Source organism: Methylobacterium sp. GC_Met_3 (genome assembly GCF_026540775.1).
Classification (GTDB): Bacteria; Pseudomonadota; Alphaproteobacteria; order Rhizobiales; family Beijerinckiaceae; genus Methylobacterium.
The window spans coordinates 1-25,648 of record NZ_JALNUL010000016.1 but is presented as its reverse complement, the minus strand read 5'-3'; the positions used below and the strand labels follow the sequence as shown (position 1 = coordinate 25,648).

Genomic DNA, 25,648 nt, shown 5'->3' with positions numbered 1-25,648 from the left:
CGCCTTGACCCAGGACATCCGCCAGCTCCTGCTCGCCGCCTTCGATGTCGAGCACCGGGAACACGTCGCGGCGATCCGCGTGGCGCTCGGCAGCGCCACGCCGGACTGGAACGACGTGTTTCGCCGGGCCCACAGCCTGAAGGGGGCGTCGCGCGCCGTCGATCTGCCCGCCGTCGAGGCGGTCGCGCATCGCCTGGAGACGCTGTTCGAGAAGGTCCGGACCGGTGCCGCCCTCGACCGGGAAGCGGCCAACGCGGTCCACCTCGCCCTCGACCGGATCGAGAGTTACGTCGCCGGTCTGCAGGACGGCGCGGGGCCCGACATGCCGGCGGACGCCCTCTCGGCCCTGGGGCAAGTTCTGGGACGGCAGGGCGAAGCGGCTTCCGCCGAATCGGTCGCTGTGCCACCCGACACTCCGCCTCCGTCCGCCGCGCCGACTTCGGAGCCCGCCCCGAAGCCGGCGGCCGAGCCGGCCGATCCCGGTGCCGCGCTGCTGCGGGTTCCCGTGGAGGCCGTGGAGGCGATGGCTCGGGCAAGCCACGATCTCACCAGCACGCTGGCCAGCCGCACCTCGGCGGCCGACAGCCTGGCCCGGCTGGCCAGGCTCGCCCGGGGCCTGCGCGCCAACGCGGAGGCGCTCGCCGCCGGGGCGGATAGCGACGGAACCGCGCTGCGTGCCTTCGCGGCCGAGATCGGCGCCTTCGCCCGGGAGGCGTCGGACCTGTCCCGGCGCCACGCGGTTGCGAGCAGCGCCATCGACGGGGCCGCCGCCCAGGTCCGCGCCGCCGCCGAGCGCCTTGCGTTGGTGCCTGCCGAGACGGTTCTGGCCCCGCTGGCGCGCTCCCTGCGGGAGACCGCCCGGGAACAGGGCCGCGAAGTCGATCTGGACCTGCGCGGCCTCGACCTGCCGGTCGAGCGCGGTACGCTCCAGGCGCTCAAGGACCCGCTGCTCCACGCCCTGCGCAACGCCTTGAGCCATGGCTGGCAGAGCCCGGAACAGCGCCGCGCCGCCGGCAAGCCCGAGGCTTTGGGGCTCGGCCTGGAGGTGGCGGTGCGCGGCGCCCGACTTTCCGTCACGGTGTTCGACGATGGGCCTGGGCCGGATCTGGCCCGGATCGAGGCCACAGCCCGGGCACGCGGTCTTCTCGCCCCGGAGGCGGTCGCCGATCCCGAGACCCTGCTGCGCCTCGTCTTCGAGCCCGGCTTCTCCACCGCGGAGGCTGTCGATACCCTGTCGGGCCGCGGCTACGGCCTCTCGGTGGCGGCCGATGCGGCGCGCCAGCTTCTGGGCAGCGTCCGGCTGGAGTCGCGCACCCCCTTCGGCACCGCTCTGATCTTCAGCCTGCCGCTCTCGGCGGCCCGGCGCAGCCTGCTGCTGGTCGAGGCGGGCGGACGCACCTACGCGCTGCCGGGCAATGCCGTGGAGCGCCTGTTGCGCGTGAAGCGGACCGAGATGCCGGTGGCGATGGGCCGACCGATCCTGCGGCTCGGCACGGGCGATGCGGCCACGAGCCACCCGGTGACCGACCTCGCCGCGATCCTGGGCGAGGCTTCGGTTTCGGACGATCTCGAAGCCTTGCACGCCGTGGTGCTTCGAACAGAGGCCGGCCGTTTCGCGATCACCGTCGACCGCCTGCACGATGTCCGCGCGCTCCTGGTCCTGCCCGCCCCCGCCTTCGGTGCCGATCCGGGCCTGATCGCCGGCACGGCGGTTCTACCCGGCGACATCCCGGTGCTGGTCCTCGACCCCGACGGTCTCGCGGCGCGCGCGGCTGTCGCACCATCGTCCGGAACGATGGGGCAGGCTCAACGTTCGACGACACGTGATCCCGCACCGCGGGCCGCCGCGCGGGCGACTATTCTGGTCGTCGATGATTCGATCACCACCCGGACGTTGGAGAAGGGCATCTTGGAAGCGGCCGGCTACCGCGTGGTCGTCTGCGTCGACGGTCAGGACGCCCTCGACCGGCTGCGCGCCGAGGTCGAGCCCGTGGATCTCGTCCTCGCGGACGTGGAGATGCCGCGTCTCGACGGGTTCGGCCTGCTTCAGGCCCTGCGAGCCGATCCGCGCTTCGCCCGGTTGCCGACGATCCTGATGACCTCCCGCGGCGACGCCGCCGACGTGGCCCGCGGCCTCGATCTCGGCGCCGATGCCTACCTGACCAAGCAGAAATTCGACCAGCGTCAGCTGCTCGACACGATCGGGCAGTTCCTATGACCCCGGTCCGCGTCATGCTGGTGGAGGACAGCCTCGTGGTGCGCGAGCTGTTGCGCCACATCGTCTCCCGCGATCCCCGGCTGGAGATCGTGGCCGCAGTCGCCTCCGGCGAGGAGGCGTTGGCCAAGCTCCAGAGCGTGCGGCCGGACGTGATCTCCATGGATATCCGCCTGCCCGGCATCGACGGGCTGGAGACCACCCGCCGGATCATGGCAGAGCATCCGACCCCGATCGTCGTAGTGGCGGATTCGGTCGAGGATTCGTCGTTGCGCATCTCGATGAATGCGCTGCGCGCCGGCGCGCTGTCGGTGGTCGAGAAGCCTGTGGCCACGACCCATGCGGGCTACGAGGCTGTGGCGGGCGAGATCTGCACGCAGTTGCGGATCATGGCCCAGGTGCCGGTGATCCGACGCCGGCCGATCGGCACCGAATGGGCGGGCCGCACCGCTGCGGCTTCCTACGCGCCACCGTTCGAGCTGCCGGGCCTGGCGCCGAGCGTTCTTGGAATCGCCGCCTCCACGGGCGGCCCCCCGGCACTTGCTCGGGTGATCGGGGCGCTGCCGCGGGACTTCTCGCTGCCGGTGCTGGTCGTGCAGCATATGGGCCCCGCCTTCATGGACGGGTTCGCGACCTGGCTCGACAGCGTCGTGGCCCTTCCGGTCGGCATCGCCCGGGACGGGGAGCGCGCCGAGCCCGGGCGGGTCTACGTCGCCCCCGGTGACCGGCACTTGGAACTCGGGTCCGGCCGAATCCTGCGGGTGATCGACGCGCCGCCGGTCTCGGGCCAGCGCCCGGCCGCCACCGTGTTGTTCCGCTCGATGGCGCGGCAGGCCGGGGCGTCGGGGATCGGCGTGCTGCTCACCGGCATGGGCGAGGATGGGGCGGTCGGCCTCGCCGACATGCACAAGGCCGGCGCCCAGACGGTCGCCGAGCATGAGAGCACCGCGGTCGTGTATGGCATGCCGGCGGCGGCGGTACGCCTGGGGGTTGCCCGCTCGGTCCTGCCCCTGGATCGCATCGGCGACCACGTCCTGCGCATCGTGGAGCCGGGGGCGCGGCCGTGATCGGACCCGAGACCGGCCCGCCCGAGGGACCCGCCCGGATCCTGCTGGTGGAGGATTCGGAGACGCAGGCCCTGGAGTTCCGCCTGCTCCTGGAGACGCATGGCTTCTCGGTGGAGCGCTGTGCCACGGCCGAGACCGCTCTCGACCATCTCAACCGCCAGCAGCCCGACCTCGTGGTGGCGGATTACCACCTGCCGGGCATGAATGGCGACGAGCTGATCCGGCAGATGCGCCTGTCCCTGCGCACCCGGGCATTGCCGGTTCTGATGCTGACCGGTGGAAATGGCGGCGAGCGCCAGGGGCTCGAGAGCGGCGCCGACGCCTACCTGCCGAAATCCGCCGACCGCGATCTGCTGATCCTGCGCATTCGCGCTCTGCTGCGCGAGCGCCGTGCGGCCGGCGACAGTGAGGGCCCAGGCGCCGCCGCCTTCCGGCGGGGGCGGATCCTCGTGATCGACGGCAGCGCCACCTATCGGACCTTCCTGGCCGGCCTGATGGGACAGGACGGGCACCATGTGGCGAGCGCCAACGGGCCTGATGCCGCGCTCGCTGCCCTGGACGCTGCCGAGGGCGAGCCGTTCGACTGTGTGACGGTCGACCTCCTCGGCCATGCCTATGACGGTCTCGCCTTGTGCCGGGCGATCAGCCAGCGCCGGGCGGGACGGGCGGCCGGAGCCGGCTTCCACCTCGTCGGGATCGCGGGCAGCGACCCGGCCAAGGACTTCCTGGTCGAGGCCTTCGCGGCCGGCGCCGACGACGTGATCGCCAAGACCGATGCGGAGGTGTTGGCGCTCCGGGTGCGCGGCTTCGTTCGGCGCCGCCTGCTCGAGGAAGACGACCGGCGCATCGCCGGCCAGTTCGGCGAGCGTGAGCGGGCCGTGGAGCGGGCCCGCGCGGAGGCCGAGGCCTCCGAGGCCCGGGCGCGTCTCGCCGACGCCCTGGAGCGGGCCAACCGCGATCTCGCCACCGCCAACCGGCAGCTCACGGATGCGCAGGCCAAGCTGGTCCAGGCCGCCAAGATGGCCTCGCTCGGCGAGCTGGTGGCCGGCATCGCCCACGAGATCAACAACCCGTTGGCCTTCATCCTAGCCCATCAGGGCACGGTGGAGCGCCTCCTCGGCGAATTGCCGGAGGCTGCCCCCGAATCCGCCGGCCGCCTCATCGAGAAGGCCCACCAGCGTGTCGGCTCGATGCGGATGGGATTGACGCGCATTCAAGACCTCGTCCTGAACCTGCGAAAATTCTCCCGCCTCGACGAGGGCGAGCGCGCCCTCGTGAATGTCCCGGAGGCGATTGAGACCGTGCTGGCTCTGATCCAGCACAAGCTCGGCGACCGGATCGTCATCGAGCGGACGTTTCGCGGCCGGGCCGAAATTCAATGCACCCCGGCTTTGCTCAATCAGGTCGTGATGAACATCCTCGGCAACGCCGCCGACGCCATGCCGGAGGGCGGCACGATCTGGATCGACACCTTGTCGACCCCGGAGTTCGACGAGATCCGAATCAGCGATACGGGTCCGGGAATACCGGAATCCCTACGTGAAAAAATCTTCGAGCCGTTCTTCACGACAAAGCCGGTCGGAGCCGGTACCGGGCTCGGTCTTGCGATTGCTTACAGTGTCGTTCAAGCGCATAGCGGCTCGCTGACCGTGGAGACGGCCCCGGGTGGGGGAGCCTGCTTTGTGATCGGGATCCCGCGGCAGGCGGCTGGTGCATGAGTGACGGTACGGCAGGTGTGGGGACGATCCTGGCCGTCGATGACGAGCCGGACATCCTGATCGCCCTGGAGGATCTGTTCGAGGATTCGTACCGGGTGCTGACGACCGCGCGTCCCGCCGAGGCGCTGGAGATCCTGCGCGCGGAGCCCGACATCGCCGTGGTCCTGTCGGATCAGCGCATGCCGGGACTGACCGGCGACGCGATGCTCGCTGAGGCCCGCACCTTCCACGACGCACAGGCGATCCTCCTCACCGGCTATGCCGACATCACGGCGGTGATCGCCGCCCTCAACCGCGGCGGAATCGTCGGCTACGTGACGAAGCCCTGGGATGCGAGCCTGCTGCGCTCCACGGTCCGGCAGGCCTTCGAGCGGCACCACCTCGGCCGGGACCTCGCCACCGAGCGAGCGCTGCTGCGCGGTCTGCTGGACCATGCCCAGGACGCGATCAGCTTCAAGGATGCCCAACGCCGCTTCGTGCGGCTCAACGCCCGCAAGGCGGCCCTGCTGGGCCACGACATCGCGGCCTGCCTCGGCCGACGCGAGGAGGAACTCGCCGGCTCCCGGGGCGCGGCGGTGATCGAGGCCGACGCGGCGGCGATCCGGGCTGGCACGGTGGCCGAGACGCTGGTCAGCGACGGACCGACCGGGGCCGAGCAGTGGAGCCACGTGACCCGGGTCCCGATCCGCGACGTGGGCGGTTCGATCAGCCACCTCGCGGTGATCGAGCGAGACGTCACCGAGCAGCGGACCCTGGAGGCGCGGCTGCGACAGTCCGACAAGATGCAGGCGCTCGGCACGCTGGCGGGCGGGATCGCCCACGACTTCAACAACCTTCTGACCGCGATCCTCGGCAGCTTGGAACTCGCCGCCCCGAAGGTCGTCGACCTGCCCCGGGTCCAGCGGCTGATCGAGAATGCCCGGGGGGCAGCCGAGCGCGGTGCCTCGCTGACGAAGCGGCTCCTCAGCTTTAGCCGCGCCCACGATCTTCAGGCCCGGGCGGTGGACGTGAACGCCCTGATCGTCGGGATGAGCGACCTGTTCGGCCGTAGTCTCGGGGGCCTCGTCACCGTGCGGACCGATCTGGAGGACGGTCTGCCGGCGGTGCAGGTCGATCCCGAGCAGCTCGAATTGGCGGTCCTCAACCTGTGCATCAACGCCCGGGACGCGATGCCCGAGGGCGGTGCAATTACAGTGGCGACCCGGCGGCTCGACATCATCGCAGACCCCGAAATCGCCGATGGCGCCTATCTCGGCCTCAGTGTCACCGACGAGGGCACCGGCATCCCGGAGGAGATCCTACGTCGGGTCTGCGAGCCGTTCTTCACCACCAAGGCGGTCGGCCAGGGCACCGGGCTCGGGCTCGCCATGGTGTTCGGCCTCGCGCAGCAATCGAAGGGTCGCCTGGCGATCGACAGCGAGGTCGGCCAGGGGACACGGGTCGAATTGGCCCTCCCCTTCGCGGCCGAGGCGCCCCAGCAGGCCACCGAGGTAACCGGGGTGGCTCCGGCTGCCGGACGGCGTGCCCGCGTCCTCATCGTCGACGATGACCCGCAGGTGCGGCACGTGACGGCCTCGTTCCTCACCGGGTTCGGCCACAGCACCACAGAGGTGGGCGATGGTGAGTCGGCCCTGCAACATCTCCAGCGGGACCGCTGCGACATCGTCGTGGCCGACCTCGCGATGCCCGGCATGAGCGGCGTCGAACTCGCCGCTGCGATCCGCGACCGCTACCCGGGCCTGCCCGTCCTGATCCTGACGGGCCATGCCGACGCGATGCAGATCCCCGAGGATCTGCCGGTCCTGTCGAAGCCTTTCCGCTCGGCCGACCTCGCCGAGAGGGTCGCGACGCTCCTCGACGCGGCGGATCGGGGAACCCGCTGACACGGTCGGGAACCAGCCGAATGCCGGCTCATTATCTCTTCGTGGGAGCCGGATGCTCCCGACTATCGAAGAGGAGGTGGACCATGAGCAATCACGGCATCTTCCCGCGCCGCCGGCGCGATAACGACCCGGACCAGGATGGTCCACCGGACGAGATCCGGCAGGGATAGGAGTTTTCGGAACGCGGCGCGGTCGAGTTCCCAGTCTCAGGCGTAAGAGACTGCCAGTTTGAACTCCCGCTGACCTTCCAGAACGTGGACCCTGCTTCAGACCCGTCGGCGCAAGCCGGCGGGTTTTTTTCGTCGCGGCGCCGTCATCACGAGTGCCGCGACCGACGACCGCGGGATCGCTCCAGACGGAGTAAATCGCGGCCTGCCTGACGCCGATTCCAACGACGAAGCGCTGAAACGAAAGACGCCGCCCCGGAGGTTCCGGGACGGCGTCTCGAAGAGCTTGGGCGTCAGGGACGCTCCAGATTATCAGGCGGCCTCGGCAACCTGGCTCGGACCGGAATCCTTGCCGCGGGCCTCGACGTCGCGATCCACGAACTCGATTACCGCAAGCGGAGCGTTGTCGCCCTTGCGGAAGCCGGCCTTCATGATGCGGAGATAGCCACCCGGACGACCCTGGTAGCGCGGGCCGATCACGGTGAAGAGCTTCTTGACCATGTCGCTGTCGCGCAACTGGGCCATCGCGAGACGGCGGGTGTGCACGCTGTCGATGCGGCCGAGGGTGACGAGCTTCTCGACGACGGGACGCAGGTCCTTCGCCTTCGGCAGGGTCGTGATGATCTGCTCGTGCTTGAGCAGGGCGACCGACATGTTGGCGAACATCGCCTTACGATGCTCGGCGGTGCGGTTGAAACGACGGCCGCGATAACCGTGACGCATGGTGCGGGCTTCCTTTTCATCTCGGCCGCCGTGCCACGGTACGGCCGGGTGCCTCATTGAGGCTGTTGGTTGTAGTCCGCTTGACCCCGCGGCGGGTTTTTTCGGGACTTCGCGTCAGCTCCGCGAAGTCCCTGAATTAAGACGGCCAAACAAGCAGCGCCGTGCAGCGCTGCCCTCGTTCAGCTCGAGGCGGCTTCGCCTCAGTAGTGCTCTTCGAAGCGCTTGGCGAGATCTTCGATGTTCTCCGGCGGCCAGCCAGGGATGTCCATGCCGAGGTGCAAGCCCATGCCGGCCAGCACTTCCTTGATCTCGTTGAGCGACTTGCGGCCGAAGTTCGGGGTCCGCAGCATCTCGCCCTCGGACTTCTGGATCAGATCGCCGATGTAGACGATGTTGTCGTTCTTCAGGCAGTTCGCCGAACGGACCGACAGTTCCAGCTCATCGACCTTCTTGAGCAGCGCCGGGTTGAAGGGCAGCTGCGGCGCGAGCGGCGCGGCCTCTTCCTTGCGCGGATCCTCGAAGTTCACGAAGACCTGCAGCTGGTCCTGGATGATGCGCGCGGCGTAGGCCAGCGAATCCTCCGGCGAGACCGCGCCGTTGGTCTCGACCGTCATGGTCAGCTTGTCCTTGTCGAGATCCTGGCCCTCGCGGGTGGTCTCGACGCGGTAGCTGACCTTGGTCACCGGGGAGAACAGCGCATCCACCGGGATCAGACCGATCGGGGCGTCCTCGGGGCGGTTGCGCTCGGCCGGGACGTAGCCCTTGCCGGTGGCGACCGTGAACTCCATCCGGATCTCGGCGCCGTCATCCAGCGTACAGATCACGAGTTCGGGGTTCAGGATCTGAATGTCGCCGACCGTGCCGATGTCACCCGCGGTGACGAGGCCCGGGCCGGTCTTGCGCAGGGTCATGCGCTTGGGTGCATCGGTCTGCGAGCGGATCGCGATGGTCTTGATGTTGAGGACGATGTCGGTGACGTCCTCGCGCACACCGGGGATCGACGAGAACTCGTGCAGGACGCCGTCGATCTGCACCGAGGTCACGGCCGCGCCCTGGAGCGACGACAGGAGCACCCGGCGGAGGGCGTTGCCCAGCGTCGTGCCGAAGCCGCGCTCGAGCGGCTCGGCGACGACCGTGGCGACCCGCTTGGGGTCGTCGCCGGTCGTGACCTGCAGCTTGTTCGGCTTGATCAGTTCCTGCCAATTCTTCTGAATGACCACGATCCTACCTTTCGTCCATGCCGGGGAAACGCGACGCCCGTCCCCGCGCTTCGGCCGTCCGGCGCCGCTCCCTGGCGCCCCGAACGGTCCCTGAAATCCGTATTCGTCGTTACTCGCCGCCCACCCACAGCACCGGCACGAAGCTGTAGCCAGCCTCGTCCCGATCCACGTAGCCCAGCGCCGGGAATTCGAGATGGCCGCCGGCGATGAGCGTACGCTCGCTGGCCACCTCGTTCAGGATCCGCTTACGCGTCTCCCGCGCTTCGTCGCCGTCGACATCGAACCCGACGCCGGCCTCCGGGTTCTTGAACTGGATCGCCGGCAAGTGCACCACGTCGGTCCACATCAGCAGCGACTGTCCACCGGAGACGATGCGAAAACCGCAATGGCCCGGCGTGTGGCCGGGCAGATGGATCGCCGTGATCCCCGGAAGTACCTCGCCGCCCCGGTGCTCGCGCACCCGGCCGGCATAAGGCGACAGCGCCTTGCGGGCGCCCTCGAAATAAGGCTTTGCCTCGTCCGCTGCCTTGGCCAGGGCCGCGTCCGGCAGCCAATGGGCCGCCTCGTCGGCATGCAGCACGATCTCGGCATTTGGGTACCGCGCCGCGTCGCCCGTCACGAGCCCGCCGACATGGTCGGGATGCAGGTGGGTGACCAGCACCGTGCCGATCTCCTCCGGCTTGACGCCGGTGAGCGCCAAGGCCGCTCCTGCCCGCCCGAGGGTCGGAGCCGGTGCGAGATCGCCGTATCCCGTGTCGATCAGGGTCGGCTTGAGGCCGGGACCCGTGATCAGGAAGGCGTTCAGCGTGATCTTGGGCTGCTCTGTCCGGAAGCCCGCCAGTTGGAGCCGCCCAGCCTCTTCCTTGGAGATGCCCGTGACGAGATCGAGGCTGGCTTGAAACCAGCCGTCGTTGAGCACGGTGACCGTGAGGTCGCCGAGAGTCCAACGCAGCACGCCCGGAAGCGGCTTCGATCCCGTCATGTGCTTCTCCACCACGCGGCTTCGATCAGACGCGACGGCGCTTGCGCGGCCGGCAGCCGTTGTGCGGGATCGAGGTGACGTCGCGGATCGAGGTCACCGTGAAGCCCGCGGCCTGGAGGGCGCGCAGAGCCGATTCGCGGCCCGAACCCGGACCCGACACTTCGACCTCGAGGGTGCGCATGCCATGCTCAGACGCCTTGCGAGCGGCATCTTCGGCAGCAACCTGGGCAGCGTACGGGGTCGACTTGCGCGAGCCCTTGAAGCCCATGGCGCCGGCAGACGACCACGAGATGGTGTTGCCCTGCGCGTCCGTGATGGTGATCATCGTGTTGTTGAACGAGGCGTTCACGTGAGCGACGCCCGACACGATGTTCTTGCGTTCGCGACGACGGACGCGTTGCGGTTCTTTAGCCATTTTGGTCTCACTCTTCCTTCAAGCGCGCCCGTAATGCCAGGCGCTCGGGATTCTTTTTGGGACTTAGCTGATCCACCCCTGCGGGCCCGTCGAGCCAAAACCGGGCACCCCTGTGGGACACCCGGCGCGGCGATCAGGAGGCCGCGCGAAGCACCGCCTCCCAACCCCAAAAACTACTTCTTCTTGCCGGCGATCGGCTTCGCCTTGCCCTTGCGGGTGCGGGCGTTGGTGTGCGTGCGCTGGCCGCGGACCGGCAGCTGCTTGCGGTGACGCAGGCCGCGATAGGCGCCCAGATCCATCAGGCGCTTGATGTTCATCGAGACTTCGCGGCGCAGATCGCCTTCGACGAGATAGTCGCGGTCGATCGTCTCGCGGATCTGGAGAACCTCAGCATCGGTCAGCTGGTTGACCCGACGCTCGGCTGGGATGTTCACCTTCTGGGTGATCTCCTCGGCCTTCTTGGCGCCGATGCCGTGGATGTACTGGAGCGCGATGACAACGCGCTTGTTGGTCGGGATGTTAACGCCTGCAATACGGGCCACAATCACACTCCATGTCGAGCCCGGCATGCCGGGCGGGTGTCATGCGCGTCCGGTGGAGGCCGGCCCCTGCGCACGTGAAACGACAACGTGGCCCGCGGGCGACCCTGGACAGGGTACCTCGGACCATCGGTCGGCTGGACGAAGGACGGCCTGCTAGCGTGCGGGCGTTCGGATGTCAACGATGTGTCGGCGCGGCATGGGCCCGCCATGCGTCGAACGCGGGACCTGAGACCAAATAATTTAGAGGATCGACAATGGCGGTTTTGACCAGCGACGGCGCAACCCTGCGGGCCTTCGCTGATTCGGTGCTGCGCACCGCGGAGGAAGTTCTGGAGGAGATCCTGCCCGTGACCCTCGCGGTGATCGGTGGGGTGCTCGCCGAAGCCGAGCCCGGCTCCGTAGCGCTTCAGGATGCAGAGGACGGGTTGCCCCTTCTTTGGGGGACCTTCGCCGGTCGCCGCATGGTGTTCCGCTACAACCCGATGACGGCCATGATCGAGCTGCGCGAAGGCACCGCCGAGGGCAACCCGTACCGTCTGTTCGGCCACCGCGCGCTTCCAATGGACATCGTCAACTTCTTTGGAAGCCTACGCCGGGAGGGGCGGATCTGACGCGCGCCTGGAACTTCAGCGGAAGCCCTGATTCCGCAGCCGGCAAGAGCCACCCATATCCTGGTAGCCCGCCGGGCAGCGACGTACGCATGCCCCCGCCGCGAATTTGAGCGGCGGCCTGCAGGCGTGGCGGAAGCGCTTCTCGCCGTACACGAAGGACTGGGCCGGGCTTTGTGCCAGGGCCAGTCGGGGAGAAACCGCCACTGCGATCAGGAGGATTGCGCTGGCGAGATGACGGAGCGTCATGGCGTTTCCGATCGAGGATGCGCCTTCAAACCCTCCGGCAAAGCGGAGGTTTCAGGTCCTTCGTTCCACCAAGCGGTCGACGGCCGGCGGCTGTCAGGACGCCACCGGCTCCTCGTGGGGCTCTAGCACCGCCATCAGGTCAGCAGTGACCTTGTCGATCGGCTGCATGCCGTCAATCGTCTCCAGCATGCCCTTCTCGGCGTAATAGGCCGAAAGTGGTGCCGTCTGGGCGCGATAGGCCTCCAGGCGCTGCTTGAACACCTCCGGCGTGTCGTCCTTCCGCACGGCCTGGCCCTTGGCCAGAGTCTCGGCGGCGCGCCGCTCGATGCGGCCGACGAGCGCGTTCTCGTCCACCTTCAGCTCGATGACGGCGGATAGGCTCATGCCCTTGCTGGCCAGCATGGCGCTCAGCGCCTCGGCCTGCGCGACGGTGCGGGGGAAACCATCGAGGATGAAGCCGCGGCGGGCATCCGGCTCCTCGATCCGATCGGCGACGATCCCGACCACGATCCGGTCGGAGACGAGGCCACCCGATTCCATCACGGCCTTGGCCTCCAGGCCGACCGGCGTGCCGGCGGCGACCGCTGCGCGGAGCATGTCGCCGGTGGACAGTTGCGGAATGCCGAAGCGCTGTACGATTCGCTCGGATTGCGTACCCTTCCCCGCACCAGGCGGTCCGAGCAGAATGATGCGCATGGCGTTGTCCTCGTTCGGCCCACGCTCAGTGAGCTCTATCCGCCGTGGCGAAGCCTCCCTGGCATCGCCGGATTTGGGAATGGTCTAACGGGTCGCGGGTACGCTGGCACCCAGACCTTTGGGCCAGAGGCGGGAGAAGACTTGGCTCCGCCGCGCCTCTGTATCAGCCTCAGCGCCGACGTTGCGTGGTCGAGGCGCCACGCAGCTTAGCCTTCTTCACCAGACCCTCGTACTGATGCGCCATGAGGTGCCCGTGGATCTGCGCCACCGTGTCCATCGTTACCGACACGACGATGAGCAGCGAGGTGCCGCCGAAGCCGAGGCTCGCCGCCGCGTAGGACGACAGGATTTCCGGGCACAGACACACCAGCGTCAGGTACAGCGCGCCGATCACGGTGATGCGGGTCAGTACCTTGTCGATGAAGGCGGCGGTCCGCTCACCCGGGCGGATGCCGGGGATGAAGCCGCCATGCTTCTTCAGGTTGTCGGCCGTCTCCTGCGGATTGAAGACCACCGCGGTGTAGAAGAATGTGAAGAAGATGATCAGGGCCGCATAGAGCACCAGGAACAGCGGCGTGCCGTGACCGAGATAGGCCGTGATCGTGCCGAGCCAGCCGGTGGCACCGCCATTCGCCGAGAAGCTGGCGGCGGTAGCCGGAAGCAGGAGCAGCGACGAGGCGAAGATCGGCGGGATCACGCCCGCGGTGTTGAGCTTGAGCGGCAGGAACGAGGTCTGGCCCTCGTACATGCGGTTGCCGACCTGCCGCTTCGGATAGTTGATCAGCAGACGGCGCTGGGCCCGCTCCATGAACACGATGAAGTAGACCAGTGCCACCGCGGCGACGCCGACACCCAGGATGATGATCGGGGAGAGCGCGCCAGTACGGCCCAGTTCGAGGGCGCCCGCGATCGCCACCGGCAGATGAGCGACGATGCCCGCGAAGATGATCAGCGAGGAGCCGTTGCCAATGCCGCGCGAGGTGATCTGCTCACCCAGCCACATCAGGAACAGCGTGCCGCCGGTCAGCGTGATCACCGTCGAGGCCAGGAAGAACGGGCCGGGGTCGATCGCCGCCGAGGAGCCCTGAAGGCCGATGGCGATGCCCCAGGACTGTACCAGCGCCAGAACCACCGTCAGGTAGCGGGTGTACTGGTTGATGACCTTGCGGCCGGACTCGCCCTCTTTCTTCAGAGCCTCCAGGCTCGGGATGACCGATGTCAGGAGCTGCACGATGATCGAGGCCGAGATGTACGGCATGATGTTGAGGGCGAAGATCGCCATGCGCTCGACGGCACCGCCGGAGAACATGTTGAACAGGCCCAGCACGCCGCCCGCCTGCTGCTGGAAGTTGCGGGCGAACTGCTCCGGATCGATGCCGGGGATCGGGATGTACGTGCCCAGCCGGAACACCACGAGGGCGCCCAGCGTGAACCAGATGCGCTTCTTAAGCTCATCGGCCTTGGCGATCGCACCGAAGTTGAGATTGGCGGCAAGCTGCTCGGCGGCTGAGGCCATAAGCGTCGCGTCCTGGACATGTCGCCGGGCGAAAGATGCCCGGATGAAACGAAAAACGGCGGCCCGCGTGGTCGCAGGGCCGCCGCTCGAAGGATCGGCTTAAAGGGTGCGCCGGGCCCGTGCAACGGGTCCCGGAGTCGCCCCATCGCCTCCGTCAGGCCGTGGCCGCCTCGCGGCTGCCGCGGGTGGAGGCACCCTGAGCGTAGACGGTGGTGACCGAGCCGCCGGCCTTCTCGACCGCCTCGACGGCGGACTTGGAGGCGCGGGTGACCTCGAAGCTGAGCTTCTCAGTCAGTTCGCCAACGCCGAGCAGCTTCACGCCGTCACGGGGACGGGCGATGATGCCAGCGGCGACCAGGGTCTCGACCGTGACGGTCGCGGCCTTGTCGAGCTTGCCAGCGTCAACCGCCTCCTGGATCCGACCGAGGTTCACCTCGTTCAGGTCCTGAGCGTAGAGGTTGTTGAAGCCGCGCTTCGGCAGGCGACGATGCAGCGGCATCTGACCGCCCTCGAAGCCCTTGATGGACACGCCGGTCCGGGCCTTCTGACCCTTCACGCCGCGACCCGCAGTCTTGCCCTTGCCGGAGCCGATGCCCCGGCCGACACGCATCCGGTCCTTGGTGGCGCCGGGATTGTCGCTGATCTCGTTAAGTTTCATCGGGACCTCCTCACGCCACGTCGCCGTGGACGCGCACGAGGTGCGCAACCTTGCGGATCATGCCGCGCACGGAGGGAGTATCCTCCAGCTCGGACACGCGGTGGAGCTTGTTGAGCTTCAGGCCGATCAGCGTCTGGCGCTGGCTGGCCTCGCGGCGGATCGGCGAACCGATCTGTTCGATACGGACGGTCTTCTGTGCCATCGGACCCTCCCCTTACGCGACCGCGGCTTCGGACTGGTCGGCCGGATCGGCATCGCGGCGACGCGACTGGAGCGTCGAGACCTTGATGCCGCGGCGGGCCGCCACGGAGCGCGGGCTGTCCTCGTTCTTCAGCGCCTCGAAGGTGGCGCGGACGAGGTTGTAGGGGTTCGACGAACCCAGCGACTTGGCAACAACGTCCTGCATGCCGAGCGTCTCGAACACGGCGCGCATCGGGCCGCCGGCGATGATGCCGGTACCCTGCGGGGCCGCGCGGAGGATCACCTTGCCGGCGCCGTGACGACCATTGACGTCGTGGTGCAGGGTCCGGCCCTCGCGGAGCGAGACGCGGATCAGACCGCGCTTGGCGGCTTCCGTCGCCTTGCGGATGGCCTCCGGCACCTCACGGGCCTTACCGTGGCCGAAGCCGACGCGGCCTTTCTGGTCGCCGACGACGACGAGGGCTGCGAAGCCGAAGCGACGGCCACCCTTCACCACCTTGGCGACACGGTTGATGTGGACGAGCTTGTCCACGAACTCGCTGTCGCGCTCCTCGCGATCATCGCGGCGGCCGCGGCCCCCGCCTTCCCGTTCACGTGCCATGGTTTTTACCTGTTCATCTCACTGGCGCGGCCGGCGGAGCCGCTCGCTCGATTGAGTGTCGAATGCCGGACACGCAGAGCATGTCCGGCCCGCCGTCGTTCAACGGTCCCGATCGGGGCTCACAGATGGCAGAGGCGCCGTCGGCGAGTCCCAAAAGATCAGAACTCCAGGCCACCCTCGCGGGCAGCCTCGGCCACGGCCGCGACGCGGCCATGATAGATATAGCCGGAGCGGTCGAAGATCACCTTCGTGACGCCCGCGGCCTTGGCGCGCTCGGCCACCAGCTTGCCCACCGCCTTGGCGGCGGCGACATCGGCGCCGGTCTTGAGTTCGCCCTTGAGTGCCTTGTCGATCGACGAGGCGGCGGCCAGCGTCTTGCCGGCGACGTCGTCGATGACCTGCACGTAGATCTGCTTCGACGAGCGGAACACCGAGAGCCGCGGACGGCCATTGGCGGCCGCCCGCAGCGCGCGACGGACGCGCGCCTTGCGGCGATCGAGGGCTTCGAGCTTGCGAGACATGATGCCCTCCTTACTTCTTCTTGCCTTCCTTGCGGAAGATGAACTCGCCCGCGTACCTCACGCCCTTGCCCTTGTAGGGCTCGGGTCCGCGGTAATCGCGGATCTCAGCGGCGACCTGACCGACCTGCTGGCGGTTGATCCCGGTGATCGTGATCTCGGTGGGCTTCGGGGTAACGATCGTGATCCCGGCGGGGATCTCGTACTCGATGTCGTGGCTGTAGCCGAGCGACAGCTTGAGGGCCTTGCCGGCCATGGCAGCGCGGTAACCGACGCCGGTGATCTCAAGCTTCTTCTCGAAGCCCTTCGATACACCCTCGACGATGTTAGCGATCTGCGCCCGCGACGTGCCCCACAGGGAGCGCGCCGGCTTGGACTGGTTGACGGGCTGCACCTCAATGGCGCCGTCCTTCATCGCCACATTGACGAGCGAAGGAACGACGAACGAGAGTTCACCCTTCGAACCCTTCATCTTCACCGTCTGACCGGTGACGGTGGCGGTAACGCCTGCCGGCACGGGGACCGGCTTCTTGCCTACGCGAGACATGGGATGACCTCCTTATGTCCCGATCAGAACACGGTGCAGAGCACTTCACCGCCGACGTTGCGCTCGCGCGCCTCGTGGTCGGCCATGACGCCCTGCGGGGTGGAGACGATGGTCACGCCGAGGCCGTCGGCCACGTGCGGAAGATCACCGACCGACGAATAGACCCGGCGGCCCGGCTTCGAGACGCGCTTGATCTCACGGATCACCGGGCGCCCGTCGTAATACTTGAGCTCGATGGCGAACTCGGTGCGGCCGTTGCCGAGGTCGGTCGCCGCATAGTCGCGGATGTAACCCTCGGACTTCAGCACGTTCAGGACGTTGGCGCGCAGGCGCGAGCCGGGTGTCTGAACGACGTTGCGACGGCGCAGCTGGCCGTTGCGGATGCGGGTGAGCATGTCGCCCACGGGATCGTTGACCATGGGGACCTCCTTACCAGCTCGACTTGACCAGGCCGGGGATCAGGCCCCGGTTGCCAAGCTCCCGCAAGGCGATGCGCGAGACGCCCATCTTACGGTAATAGGCGCGCGGCCGGCCGGTCATGCCGCACCGATTGCGGATGCGAGTGGCCGACGAATTGCGCGGCAGTTCCGCGAGCTTGAGGCGCGCCTCGAAGCGCTCCTCCATCTCGAGACCGTCGTTGTTGGCGATCTCGAGGAGTGCCTTCCGCTTGGCCGCAAAGCGCTTCACCAGCGCCTTGCGGGCCTCATTCTTCTCAACTGAGCTTTTCTTCGACATGTGGTCTATCTCCGGTGTCCGCGTCTGAAGCCCGAGGGCTTCACTGCCGGAACGGGAACTGGAAGGCGGCGAGCAGGGCCTTGGCCTCGGCATCGGTCTTGGCGGTGGTCGCCACGACGATGTCCATGCCCCAGGTCTGCTCGGCCTTGTCGTAGGAGATCTCCGGGAACACGAGGTGCTCCTTGAGACCGAGCGCGTAGTTGCCGCGGCCGTCAAACGAACGCGGGTTCAGGCCGCGGAAGTCACGCACGCGCGGCAGCGCAATGGTGATCAGCCGATCCATGAACTCGTACATGCGCTGCTTGCGCAGGGTCACCTTGCAGCCGATCGGCATGCCCTCGCGGACCTTGAAGGTCGCGATGGCCTTGCGGGCCTTGGTGATGACCGGCTTCTGGCCGGCGATCAGCGCGAGGTCGCCCGCAGCCACTGACGCCTTCTTCGAGTCCGCAGTGGACTCGCCGACGCCCATGTTGATCACGATCTTCGTGATCTGCGGCACTTCCATCGGGTTCTTGTAGCCGAACTGCTCGATCAGCTTCTGGCGCACCACCTCGTCGTAGTGCTTGCGCATACGCGGGGTGTAGGCGTTCTTGTCGGCCTCAGCCATCGATCTGATCCCCCGTGGTCTTGGCGAACCGGACCTTGCGCCCGTCTTCGAGGATGCGGAAACCCACGCGGGTCGGCTTGCCGTTGGCATCCGCGACCGCGATGTTCGAGAGCTGGATGGCGGCCTCCTTGGAGATGATGCCGCCTTCCTGGTTCTGGGTCTGCTTCTGATGCTTCTTGATCAGGTTGATGCCGCGCACGAAGGCCCGGCCTTCCTTCGGCAGAACCTGGATCACCTCGCCCGAGCGACCGGAGTCGCGGCCGGTGAGCACGACGACCTTGTCGCCCTTCTTGATCTTGGCAGCCATTACAGCACCTCCGGAGCCAGGGAGATGATCTTCATGTGGTTGCGTGCGCGCAGCTCGCGCGGAACCGGTCCGAAGATACGGGTGCCGATCGGCTCCTTCTGATTGTTGATCAGGACCGCGGCGTTCTTGTCGAAGCGGATCACCGATCCGTCGACGCGCTTCACGGCCTTGGCCGTCCGAACGACGACCGCCTTCATGACGTCGCCCTTCTTGACGCGACCGCGCGGGATCGCCTCCTTGACCGAGACGACGATGACGTCGCCCACGCCGGCATATTTACGCTTCGACCCGCCGAGGACCTTGATGCACATCACACGGCGTGCACCCGAGTTGTCGGCAACGTCCAGATTCGTCTGCATCTGGATCACGTGCGTGACTCCTTGTTTCAGGCGGGTTTCCGCACGCGGACGGTATTGCCCGGCGGACGACGCCTGATGGGGATCTGATGTCCCCGGCTCATGTGTTCGACCGCGCTGGCGGTGTCTGACGACACCGGCGCGGTCACCGCGTTCATAGGGTGCGAGCACCCATCGAAATTGTCGCGAAGGCCGGGCGCATACTACGGGCGGGCCGGGAAGGCAAGCCGAACGGCAAGAATTTCGGCGCGGCGGCTCACGACGCGCGCCCTCCCCCCAGTCGCATTCTACTGGCGCTTGGTGCGCCTGGGGCGGGGTGTGACGGTCGGATCTGCAACCGACCTTATGCCCGGCCGGCGACACGACAAGCGAGTCTGATTCCGGTCCGCGCTTACGGACCGGTCGCGGAGATCACGCGATGCAACGAAAAGGGCCGGTGCGCAGATCTGCACACCGGCCCCTATGGCACAAACGCAGTTCGATCAGGCGGGCTGGCCTGCCGATTCGAATAGGAAGCCGTCCAGGCTGGGGATCGTGACCGCTGCCCCGCTGGCAGGCTTCGACAGGCGCCACGGCCGCTCGCCCCGTGCGCGGATCGCCTCGGAGGGGCGAAGGCGGCGCACGGTGCCATCCTCCCGTATCTCCTCGATCCCCAGGAAGCCGTAGACCTGAAGGCGGGACGCCGTGAGCTTGGTCGCCCGATCCTCGGCGGCCAAGACCATGCTGCCGGTGGCGTAGAGGGCGTCCAACAGGGAACGCTGCTCGCTGCGGCGCCGATCGCGCGCCTCCCGCTCGCCCGGTGCTTGGGCAGGAAGGGGCCGCCGGAACGGAACGACGTTGCTGACCGCGACGCAACCCATACGCAAGACCCTCGACGCGAACTTGGGGCGGCCCGGCCACCCGTTGATCGCGACACTTCGACGGTTTGCTTTAAACTTCCGTAGACCATGGGGAGGCGCCGCTGCCCCGATCCGGCACGCCGGGGCGTCATGCACGCGTGCCGCGGCTCAGCCAGGAGGTCCGCCGGGCCCCCCGAGCCAGCACCGCCACCAGTCGGTCGAGGGCGAGGCAGAGTGCGCCGTAGACCGCCCCGACGAACAGGAAGATCTCGGCTGGGTAGACCATGGCGCGGTTGTTCACCTGCGCGGCCACGAAGGACAGTTCCGGCATGCCGATCACGTAGGCAAGCGACGTATCCTTGATCAGCGCGGTCCATTGATTGACGAAGGACGGCGCCATGGCGCGCAGGGCCTGCGGCAGGACGATGACACGCAGCACCTGCCGTCGGCCGAAGCCGAGCGCGAGACCGGCTGCCCACTGGCCGCTGCCGATGCTCTCGATCCCGGCCGCGACTCCATAGGCGAGGTAGGCACCGCCGACGAGCGCGAGCGCCGTCACCACGGTGCCGATCTCCGGAACCGACACGCCGAACAGGATCGGCAACAGGAAGTAGCTCCAGAAGATCAGCATCAGGATCGGAATGGCCCGGAAGAAGCCCAGACCGAGGACCAATGTCCGCCGCCCCGCGCCCGCGCTCATCGCGAGCCCGATGCCGAGCAACAGTCCGAGCACTGCCGAGACGAGACCGGACAGGCCGGAGAGAATCAGCGTCAGCGCAAGGCCGCCGATCGGCCCGTCGGGCCAGGCCCCGACCAGCAGGTAGCCGAGATTGTCGGTGATGACCGCGAGGTTCATGCGCGCGACGCCTGCGCCGCCGCACGGCGGACCAGGGCCTGCCCGGCCGCCTCCACCAGCGCGACGGCGCCGATATAGAGGAGCGTCGCGATGCCGAAGGCCTGGAAGGTCTTGAAGGTCTCGGTCTCCGCCTGACGAGAGGCGTAGGACAGTTCCGCGAGGCCGATTGTCATCGTCAGCGCAGTGTTCTTGATCGTGTTGAGGTACTGGCCGACGATCGGCAGCCACGCGATCCGTAGCGCCTGCGGCAGCACGATGTGCCGGAAGGCCTGGACCGGCGTGAGGCCGAGGGCCAGGGCCGCCTCGCGCTGAGTCGACCGCACGCCGTTGATTCCGGCACGTCCCTCCTCGGCGATGTAGGCGCCTGCATAGACGGTCAGGCCTACGAAGCCCGCAAGCGTCTCGTAGGCGGGCCAGCTGAGGGTTGCAGGTCCAAGGTCGAGGATGTGGGGCGCGTTGAGCCACGCCGTCATCCCGCTCGGCAGCAGAGCCGCGACCGCGAAGTACCAGACGAAGAGCTGGACCAGCAGCGGCGTGTTGCGCACCAAGCCGACGAAGACCGCCACCGCACGCCGCGGCGCCGGCCCGCCCACCTCCCGCAGGCAACAGGCCGCGAGCCCCAGCACCGTGCCCGCGCCGCTTACGGCCGCCGACAGGGCTAAGGTGACTTCGAAGCCCTGCAGCAGCCAGAGAAGGTAGCGCGGCGCCAAAAGATCGCCGAACAGGCTCACGGCGCCGATCCGGTCAGTCGTGCTCACCGATTCGGAATAGGCGCGGCAGCGGCTGCTCGGTGTTCGGGCCAAACCAGCGGTCGTAGATCACCGCCGCCTTGCCGCTCTTCTCAAGATCCCGCAGGGTCTCGTTCACGAGGTTGCGCAGGCGTGTCTCACCCTTTGGAATGCCGACGCCGATATAGTCGCTGGATATGCTGAAGGGCGGGATCTCGTAGTTCTGACGGTCCGGCACCTTTGCCAGCAGCCCGACGAGCTTCGGCCCGTCCTGGGTGATCGCCTGGACGTTGCCATTCCGCAGGGCCGTGAACGCGAAGGGCGTGTCGTCGTAAGCGACCACCGTGGCCTTCGGGAAATCTCGGCGCAGAACGATCTCGTTGACGGTGCCCTTATCGGCGCCGATGCGCAGGCCGTTCAGCTGATCGGGCGACGACAGCGTGCCTTTCTTGGCCAGGAACTGCTGGCCGGAGGCGAAGTACGGGATGCTGAAGTCGAGCTGCTTGGCCCGCTCCTCGGTGATGGTGAAGTTCGCCAGCACGAGATCGACCTTGCCGGAGGTCAAGAGCGGGATGCGATTCGCAGGGTTGGTGGGGCGCACGTCCAGTTTTACGCCGATCCTGTCGGCGATGGCCTGTGCGAAATCGACGTCGAGCCCGGCAATCTGTTTGGTGGCCGGTTCGACGAAGCCGAAGGGCGGGTTGCTGTCGAAGGATGCGACGCGCAGCACGCCGTCCTTCTTGATGTCATCGAGCCGGTCGGCCTGGGCCGCGCCCACCGACAGGAGGGTTGCGAAGGCGAAAGCGAAGAGGCGGCGCACACGAAACTCCAAAAACCGATTCGGTGTCGAGCCAGATCCACGCTCAAGATTTCGGCGTGCAGCACCCAGCTCGAACGCGAAGAATGAAGACGATCGATCGCGTGAAACGAGTTGCGCGCGGATCTATCGAAGAACTCCGTGCCTTGTCCAAGCGAACTCCTGCATGGTTCTCCAGGAAGCCTATGGGAATCAACCGTCGAGCTTTCCGTTCTTCAGGGGCATGGGAGAATGGATTGCCATGTGAACAGCCATCAATGCGGTGGGTCTTCTTCGCAGATGGAAGACACGCTTCACAACACTTGGCCTGCAAACCGGGCGGACCCAGCGGTTGGGATTGACCCCGGCGACGCGCGCGAAGGATGATGCCGCCCGAAGGCCCGTTTCGCGCGGTCGCGACCACGCCTTGACCGAACTTTAACCTCCTACGCGGCGCAGATTTATCCAGCCAATGCATTGACCTGCCGCGCAACGGCGGCTAGAAGCGCGCCACTTCGGATGGCCATCGGCTGCCGACGGCTCTTCGGATTCACTTCCGGATGCCGCCGCCATCGCTCCGCGCTCCGAGGAATCAAATCGCCTGACGCTCTAAGTCAGATCCGTAGGTACGAGCGCGTTCGTTTTCGGGCGTGCTCCTCTGCCCACACCGCGCCGAGGGGCTCTGACCAGCCCTCCGGCGCATATTCGTATTGCGGACTGCTCTTCGCGGTCCGGACCTAGGTGACCGAGGAAGAGGGCACAGGATGCCGACGATCAACCAGCTGATCGCCCAGCCGCGGAAGATCCAGCGGAGCCGCAATAAGGTTCCGGCGCTTGACGCTTGCCCGCAGAAGCGCGGCGTCTGCACCCGCGTTTACACGACGACCCCGAAGAAGCCGAACTCGGCGCTTCGTAAGGTCGCCAAGGTGCGGCTCACCAACGGCTTCGAGGTGATCGGCTATATCCCGGGTGAGGGCCACAACCTTCAGGAGCACTCCGTGGTGATGATCCGCGGCGGCCGCGTGAAGGATCTTCCGGGCGTGCGCTACCACATCCTGCGCGGCGTGCTCGACACGCAGGGCGTAAAGAACCGGAAGCAGCGCCGGTCGAAGTACGGCGCCAAGCGGCCGAAGTAAGGTTTGCGTCCGAAGCAGGTTTCGCTTCGGACCACGATTTCCACGGCCTCGTAAGGATGTCACCGGCCCTCGGGCTCAGGTGGCCTGCGCGGGGTGCTTAAGACCATATTGTTCGAGAGCTGAAGCCAATGTCCCGTCGTCACTCAGCAGAGAAGCGCGAGATCATCCCGGACCCGAAGTACGGGGATGTGGTGCTGACGAAGTTCATGAACTCCATCATGTACGAGGGCAAGAAGTCGACCGCCGAGCGGATCGTCTACGGTGCCTTCGACATCGTCGAGAATCGCGCCCGCGCGAACCCAATCGAGGTGTTCCGCGCCGCGCTGGACAACGTTGCCCCAATGATCGAGGTCCGTTCCCGCCGCGTCGGCGGTGCGACCTACCAGGTCCCCGTCGAGGTGCGCACCGAGCGTCGTCAGGCGCTGGCGATCCGCTGGCTCATCCAGGCAGCCCGCTCGCGCAACGACCGGACCATGATCGAGCGCCTCTCAGCCGAGTTGCTCGACGCCGCCAACAACCGCGGCAACGCCGTTAAGAAGCGGGAAGACACGCACCGGATGGCGGAAGCCAACCGCGCCTTCTCGCACTACCGCTGGTAAGCGGTTCCGCCGTCTCTCAGGAGCAATCCGATGCCCCGCACGCACGCGATCGAGGACTACCGCAACTTCGGCATCATGGCCCACATCGATGCCGGCAAGACCACGACCACGGAGCGGATCCTCTACTACACCGGAAAGTCCCATAAGATCGGCGAAGTCCATGAGGGCGCCGCCACGATGGACTGGATGGAGCAGGAGCAGGAGCGCGGCATCACGATCACGTCCGCCGCGACGACGTGCTTCTGGCGCGACAAGCGCCTGAACATCATCGACACTCCCGGCCACGTGGACTTCACCATCGAGGTCGAGCGTTCGCTCCGCGTGCTCGACGGCGCCGTTTGCGTGCTCGACGGCAACCAGGGTGTCGAGCCGCAGACCGAGACCGTGTGGCGTCAGGCCGACAAGTACGACGTGCCGCGTGTCGTGTTCGTCAACAAGATGGACAAGATCGGCGCCGACTTCTTCAAGTGCGTGGCCGACATCATCAGCCGCGTCGCCGGCAAGCCGGTGTGCCTGCAGCTGCCGATCGGCGCCGAGTCCAACTTCCAGGGCGTGATTGACCTCATCAAGATGAAGGCGATCGTCTGGTCGGGTGAGGCGCTCGGCGCCAACTACGACGAGGTCGAGATCCCGGCCGACCTGAAGGATCAGGCGGTCGAGTACCGCACCAAGCTGGTCGAGGCCTGCGTCGAGCTCGACGACGAAGCCATGGCCGCCTACCTCGACGGCACCGAACCGACCCAGGATGCGATGCGCGCTCTGGTGCGGAAGGCCGTGCAGCTGCGCGCCTTCCACCCGGTGCTGTGCGGCTCGGCGTTCAAGAACAAGGGCGTGCAGCCGCTCCTCGACGCCGTCGTGGATTACCTGCCCTCCCCGGCCGACCGCGGCGAGATCAAGGGCATCGACTTCAAGACCGAGGAAGAGATCGTTCGTCACCCGACGGATTCGGATCCCTTCTCCATGCTCGCCTTCAAGATCATGGACGATCCCCACGTCGGCACGATCACGTTCTGCCGCGTGTACTCCGGCAAGGTCGAGTCGGGCGCCAACGTGCTCAATTCCTCGCGCGACAAGAAAGAGCGCGTCGGCCGCATGCTGCTGATGCACGCCAACAACCGCGAGGACGTCAAGGAGGCCTTCGCGGGCGACATCGTCGCCCTGGCCGGCCTCAAGGACACCCGCACGGGCGACACCCTCAGCGATCCGCAGAAGGTCGTCATCCTCGAGAAGATGGAATTCCCCGAGCCGGTGATCGAGATCGCCGTCGAGCCGAAGTCGAAGGCCGATCAGGAGAAGCTCGGCATCGCGCTGGCGAAGCTCGCCGCGGAAGATCCGTCCTTCCGGGTCTCGACCGATCAGGAATCCGGCCAGACCATCCTGCGCGGGATGGGCGAGCTGCACCTGGACATCAAGGTCGACATCCTGCGGCGCACCTACAAGGTCGACGCAAACATCGGCCAGCCGCAGGTTGCCTACCGTGAGAAGCTAACCCGTCGTCAGGAGATCGACTACACGCACAAGAAGCAGACCGGTGGTACCGGCCAGTTTGCCCGCGTGAAGTTCATCGTCGAGCCGAACGAGCCGGGCGCCGGTTTCTCGTTCGAGTCGAAGGTCGTCGGTGGTTCGGTGCCCAAGGAGTACATCCCGGGCGTCGAGAAGGGTTTGAACTCGGTGCTGGGCGCTGGCGTGCTCGCCGGCTTCCCGGTGGTCGACGTCAAGGTCGAACTGATCGACGGCGCCTACCACGACGTCGACTCGTCGGCGCTGGCCTTCGAGATCGCCTCCCGGGCGGCGCTCCGTGAGGCCCTTCAGAAGGGCGGCTCGGTCTTGCTCGAGCCGGTGATGAAGGTCGAGGTCGTCTCGCCGGAAGAGTATACCGGTTCGGTCATCGGCGATCTGAACGCGCGACGCGGCCAGATCCAGGGTCAGGACATGCGGGGCAACGCCAACGTCATCAACGCGATGGTGCCGCTGGCCAACATGTTCGGTTACGTGAACCAGCTGCGCTCCTTCTCGCAGGGCCGCGCCAACTTCACGATGCAGTTCGATCACTACGAAGAGGTGCCGCGCGGCGAGGCCGACAAGGTCATCGCCAAGTACGCCTAAGGTTACGCCTGAACCACCTCTTCATCCGCAACACGATTTCGAATTTAGGAGGCTCTG

Annotated in this window: 30 protein-coding genes; 8 read left to right on the top strand and 22 right to left on the bottom strand. The window is 67.1% G+C overall.

Translation table 11 applies throughout. The features are described 5' to 3' along the window. Positions 1-4: 4 nt before the first annotated feature. Genes OXS27_RS18600 through OXS27_RS18585 form a run of 4 tightly spaced genes read left to right on the top strand, consistent with a single transcriptional unit; the run spans position 5 to position 6,883 of the window. Positions 5-2,218, top strand: a complete 2,214-nt coding sequence (locus OXS27_RS18600; RefSeq protein ID WP_267358198.1) for a response regulator — start codon at positions 5-7, stop codon at positions 2,216-2,218. After that, positions 2,215-3,282: a chemotaxis-specific protein-glutamate methyltransferase CheB gene (cheB, locus tag OXS27_RS18595; protein ID WP_267358196.1), complete on the top strand. Its 1,068-nt coding sequence runs from the start codon at positions 2,215-2,217 to the stop codon at positions 3,280-3,282. The genes OXS27_RS18600 and cheB overlap by 4 nt, the downstream gene beginning before the upstream one ends. Further along, a complete protein-coding gene (locus OXS27_RS18590; protein WP_267358194.1) occupies positions 3,279-5,000 on the top strand; it encodes a response regulator in 1,722 nt (573 codons plus the stop codon). The genes cheB and OXS27_RS18590 overlap by 4 nt, the downstream gene beginning before the upstream one ends. Further along, complete coding sequence (locus OXS27_RS18585; protein WP_243920229.1) at positions 4,997-6,883, top strand: response regulator; 1,887 nt, start codon at positions 4,997-4,999, stop codon at positions 6,881-6,883. The genes OXS27_RS18590 and OXS27_RS18585 overlap by 4 nt, the downstream gene beginning before the upstream one ends. Positions 6,884-7,362: 479 nt before the next feature. Here OXS27_RS18585 and rplQ read toward each other — a convergent pair whose 3' ends face one another. The 5 genes from rplQ to rpsM all read right to left on the bottom strand — a co-directional run bounded on the left by rplQ (position 7,363) and on the right by rpsM (position 10,932). Beyond that, the gene (gene rplQ, locus OXS27_RS18580; RefSeq protein ID WP_243920231.1) at positions 7,363-7,773 is read right to left on the bottom strand and encodes a 50S ribosomal protein L17; all 411 of its coding nucleotides are present in this window, start codon (positions 7,771-7,773) and stop codon (positions 7,363-7,365) included. A 200-nt stretch (positions 7,774-7,973) separates the two neighbouring features. Then, positions 7,974-8,993 carry a DNA-directed RNA polymerase subunit alpha gene (locus tag OXS27_RS18575; protein WP_243920233.1) on the bottom strand — a complete coding sequence of 340 codons (1,020 nt, stop codon included), beginning with the start codon at positions 8,991-8,993 and terminating at the stop codon, positions 7,974-7,976. 109 nt (positions 8,994-9,102) lie between these two features. Further along, the gene (locus tag OXS27_RS18570; RefSeq protein ID WP_267358191.1) at positions 9,103-9,975 is read right to left on the bottom strand and encodes an MBL fold metallo-hydrolase; all 873 of its coding nucleotides are present in this window, start codon (positions 9,973-9,975) and stop codon (positions 9,103-9,105) included. A 25-nt stretch (positions 9,976-10,000) separates the two neighbouring features. After that, entirely contained in the window at positions 10,001-10,390 is a 390-nt protein-coding gene (gene rpsK / locus OXS27_RS18565; protein ID WP_007557606.1) for a 30S ribosomal protein S11, read from the bottom strand. Between the two features lie 173 nt (positions 10,391-10,563). After that, a complete protein-coding gene (gene rpsM / locus OXS27_RS18560) occupies positions 10,564-10,932 on the bottom strand; it encodes a 30S ribosomal protein S13 (protein WP_012319166.1) in 369 nt (122 codons plus the stop codon). A 254-nt stretch (positions 10,933-11,186) separates the two neighbouring features. Here rpsM and OXS27_RS18555 point away from each other — a divergent pair, with 254 nt between their 5' ends. Continuing rightward, positions 11,187-11,543, top strand: a complete 357-nt coding sequence (locus OXS27_RS18555; protein WP_243920236.1) for a hypothetical protein — start codon at positions 11,187-11,189, stop codon at positions 11,541-11,543. Between the two features lie 15 nt (positions 11,544-11,558). Here OXS27_RS18555 and OXS27_RS18550 read toward each other — a convergent pair whose 3' ends face one another. The 17 genes from OXS27_RS18550 to OXS27_RS18470 form a co-directional block, all read right to left on the bottom strand. Continuing rightward, positions 11,559-11,789 carry a hypothetical protein gene (locus tag OXS27_RS18550; RefSeq protein WP_243920238.1) on the bottom strand — a complete coding sequence of 77 codons (231 nt, stop codon included), beginning with the start codon at positions 11,787-11,789 and terminating at the stop codon, positions 11,559-11,561. A gap of 93 nt (positions 11,790-11,882) precedes the next feature. Continuing rightward, entirely contained in the window at positions 11,883-12,485 is a 603-nt protein-coding gene (locus OXS27_RS18545) for an adenylate kinase (RefSeq protein WP_243920240.1), read from the bottom strand. Between the two features lie 169 nt (positions 12,486-12,654). Then, positions 12,655-14,001: a preprotein translocase subunit SecY gene (gene secY / locus OXS27_RS18540; protein WP_243920242.1), complete on the bottom strand. Its 1,347-nt coding sequence runs from the start codon at positions 13,999-14,001 to the stop codon at positions 12,655-12,657. 154 nt (positions 14,002-14,155) lie between these two features. Beyond that, entirely contained in the window at positions 14,156-14,659 is a 504-nt protein-coding gene (gene rplO / locus OXS27_RS18535) for a 50S ribosomal protein L15 (RefSeq protein WP_243998621.1), read from the bottom strand. A gap of 10 nt (positions 14,660-14,669) precedes the next feature. Continuing rightward, positions 14,670-14,861, bottom strand: coding sequence for a 50S ribosomal protein L30 (rpmD, locus tag OXS27_RS18530; protein WP_020096280.1), 192 nt, complete (start codon positions 14,859-14,861; stop codon positions 14,670-14,672). A 12-nt stretch (positions 14,862-14,873) separates the two neighbouring features. Next, positions 14,874-15,461 carry a 30S ribosomal protein S5 gene (gene rpsE / locus OXS27_RS18525; protein WP_043355033.1) on the bottom strand — a complete coding sequence of 196 codons (588 nt, stop codon included), beginning with the start codon at positions 15,459-15,461 and terminating at the stop codon, positions 14,874-14,876. Between the two features lie 158 nt (positions 15,462-15,619). Beyond that, positions 15,620-15,982 (bottom strand): 50S ribosomal protein L18, encoded by a 363-nt coding sequence (gene rplR / locus OXS27_RS18520; protein WP_010686176.1) that lies wholly within the window; start codon positions 15,980-15,982, stop codon positions 15,620-15,622. A gap of 10 nt (positions 15,983-15,992) precedes the next feature. Continuing rightward, a complete protein-coding gene (rplF, locus tag OXS27_RS18515) occupies positions 15,993-16,526 on the bottom strand; it encodes a 50S ribosomal protein L6 (RefSeq protein ID WP_243920245.1) in 534 nt (177 codons plus the stop codon). A 23-nt stretch (positions 16,527-16,549) separates the two neighbouring features. Beyond that, positions 16,550-16,945 (bottom strand): 30S ribosomal protein S8, encoded by a 396-nt coding sequence (gene rpsH / locus OXS27_RS18510; protein ID WP_007557585.1) that lies wholly within the window; start codon positions 16,943-16,945, stop codon positions 16,550-16,552. Between the two features lie 10 nt (positions 16,946-16,955). Then, the gene (gene rpsN, locus OXS27_RS18505; RefSeq protein WP_243920247.1) at positions 16,956-17,261 is read right to left on the bottom strand and encodes a 30S ribosomal protein S14; all 306 of its coding nucleotides are present in this window, start codon (positions 17,259-17,261) and stop codon (positions 16,956-16,958) included. A 40-nt stretch (positions 17,262-17,301) separates the two neighbouring features. After that, entirely contained in the window at positions 17,302-17,868 is a 567-nt protein-coding gene (rplE, locus tag OXS27_RS18500; RefSeq protein WP_243920249.1) for a 50S ribosomal protein L5, read from the bottom strand. Beyond that, the gene (rplX, locus tag OXS27_RS18495) at positions 17,861-18,175 is read right to left on the bottom strand and encodes a 50S ribosomal protein L24 (protein WP_243920250.1); all 315 of its coding nucleotides are present in this window, start codon (positions 18,173-18,175) and stop codon (positions 17,861-17,863) included. Before rplX ends, rplE begins: the two co-directional genes overlap by 8 nt. Beyond that, the gene (gene rplN / locus OXS27_RS18490; protein ID WP_007557579.1) at positions 18,175-18,543 is read right to left on the bottom strand and encodes a 50S ribosomal protein L14; all 369 of its coding nucleotides are present in this window, start codon (positions 18,541-18,543) and stop codon (positions 18,175-18,177) included. The genes rplX and rplN overlap by 1 nt, the downstream gene beginning before the upstream one ends. A gap of 470 nt (positions 18,544-19,013) precedes the next feature. After that, on the bottom strand, positions 19,014-19,391 hold the full coding sequence (locus OXS27_RS18485; RefSeq protein WP_267358176.1) for a hypothetical protein: 378 nt from the start codon (positions 19,389-19,391) through the stop codon (positions 19,014-19,016). A 127-nt stretch (positions 19,392-19,518) separates the two neighbouring features. Then, positions 19,519-20,226 (bottom strand): amino acid ABC transporter permease, encoded by a 708-nt coding sequence (locus OXS27_RS18480; RefSeq protein WP_267358174.1) that lies wholly within the window; start codon positions 20,224-20,226, stop codon positions 19,519-19,521. Continuing rightward, positions 20,223-20,984 (bottom strand): amino acid ABC transporter permease, encoded by a 762-nt coding sequence (locus OXS27_RS18475; protein ID WP_267358172.1) that lies wholly within the window; start codon positions 20,982-20,984, stop codon positions 20,223-20,225. The genes OXS27_RS18480 and OXS27_RS18475 overlap by 4 nt, the downstream gene beginning before the upstream one ends. Beyond that, positions 20,971-21,774: an ABC transporter substrate-binding protein gene (locus tag OXS27_RS18470; RefSeq protein ID WP_267358170.1), complete on the bottom strand. Its 804-nt coding sequence runs from the start codon at positions 21,772-21,774 to the stop codon at positions 20,971-20,973. The genes OXS27_RS18475 and OXS27_RS18470 overlap by 14 nt, the downstream gene beginning before the upstream one ends. 740 nt (positions 21,775-22,514) lie before the next feature. Here OXS27_RS18470 and rpsL point away from each other — a divergent pair. The 3 genes from rpsL to fusA all read left to right on the top strand — a co-directional run bounded on the left by rpsL (position 22,515) and on the right by fusA (position 25,591). Then, on the top strand, positions 22,515-22,886 hold the full coding sequence (rpsL, locus tag OXS27_RS18465; RefSeq protein WP_007557568.1) for a 30S ribosomal protein S12: 372 nt from the start codon (positions 22,515-22,517) through the stop codon (positions 22,884-22,886). 128 nt (positions 22,887-23,014) lie between these two features. Further along, a complete protein-coding gene (gene rpsG / locus OXS27_RS18460; protein WP_007557567.1) occupies positions 23,015-23,485 on the top strand; it encodes a 30S ribosomal protein S7 in 471 nt (156 codons plus the stop codon). 30 nt (positions 23,486-23,515) lie between these two features. After that, on the top strand, positions 23,516-25,591 hold the full coding sequence (fusA, locus tag OXS27_RS18455; RefSeq protein WP_243920257.1) for an elongation factor G: 2,076 nt from the start codon (positions 23,516-23,518) through the stop codon (positions 25,589-25,591). Positions 25,592-25,648 lie beyond the last annotated feature (57 nt).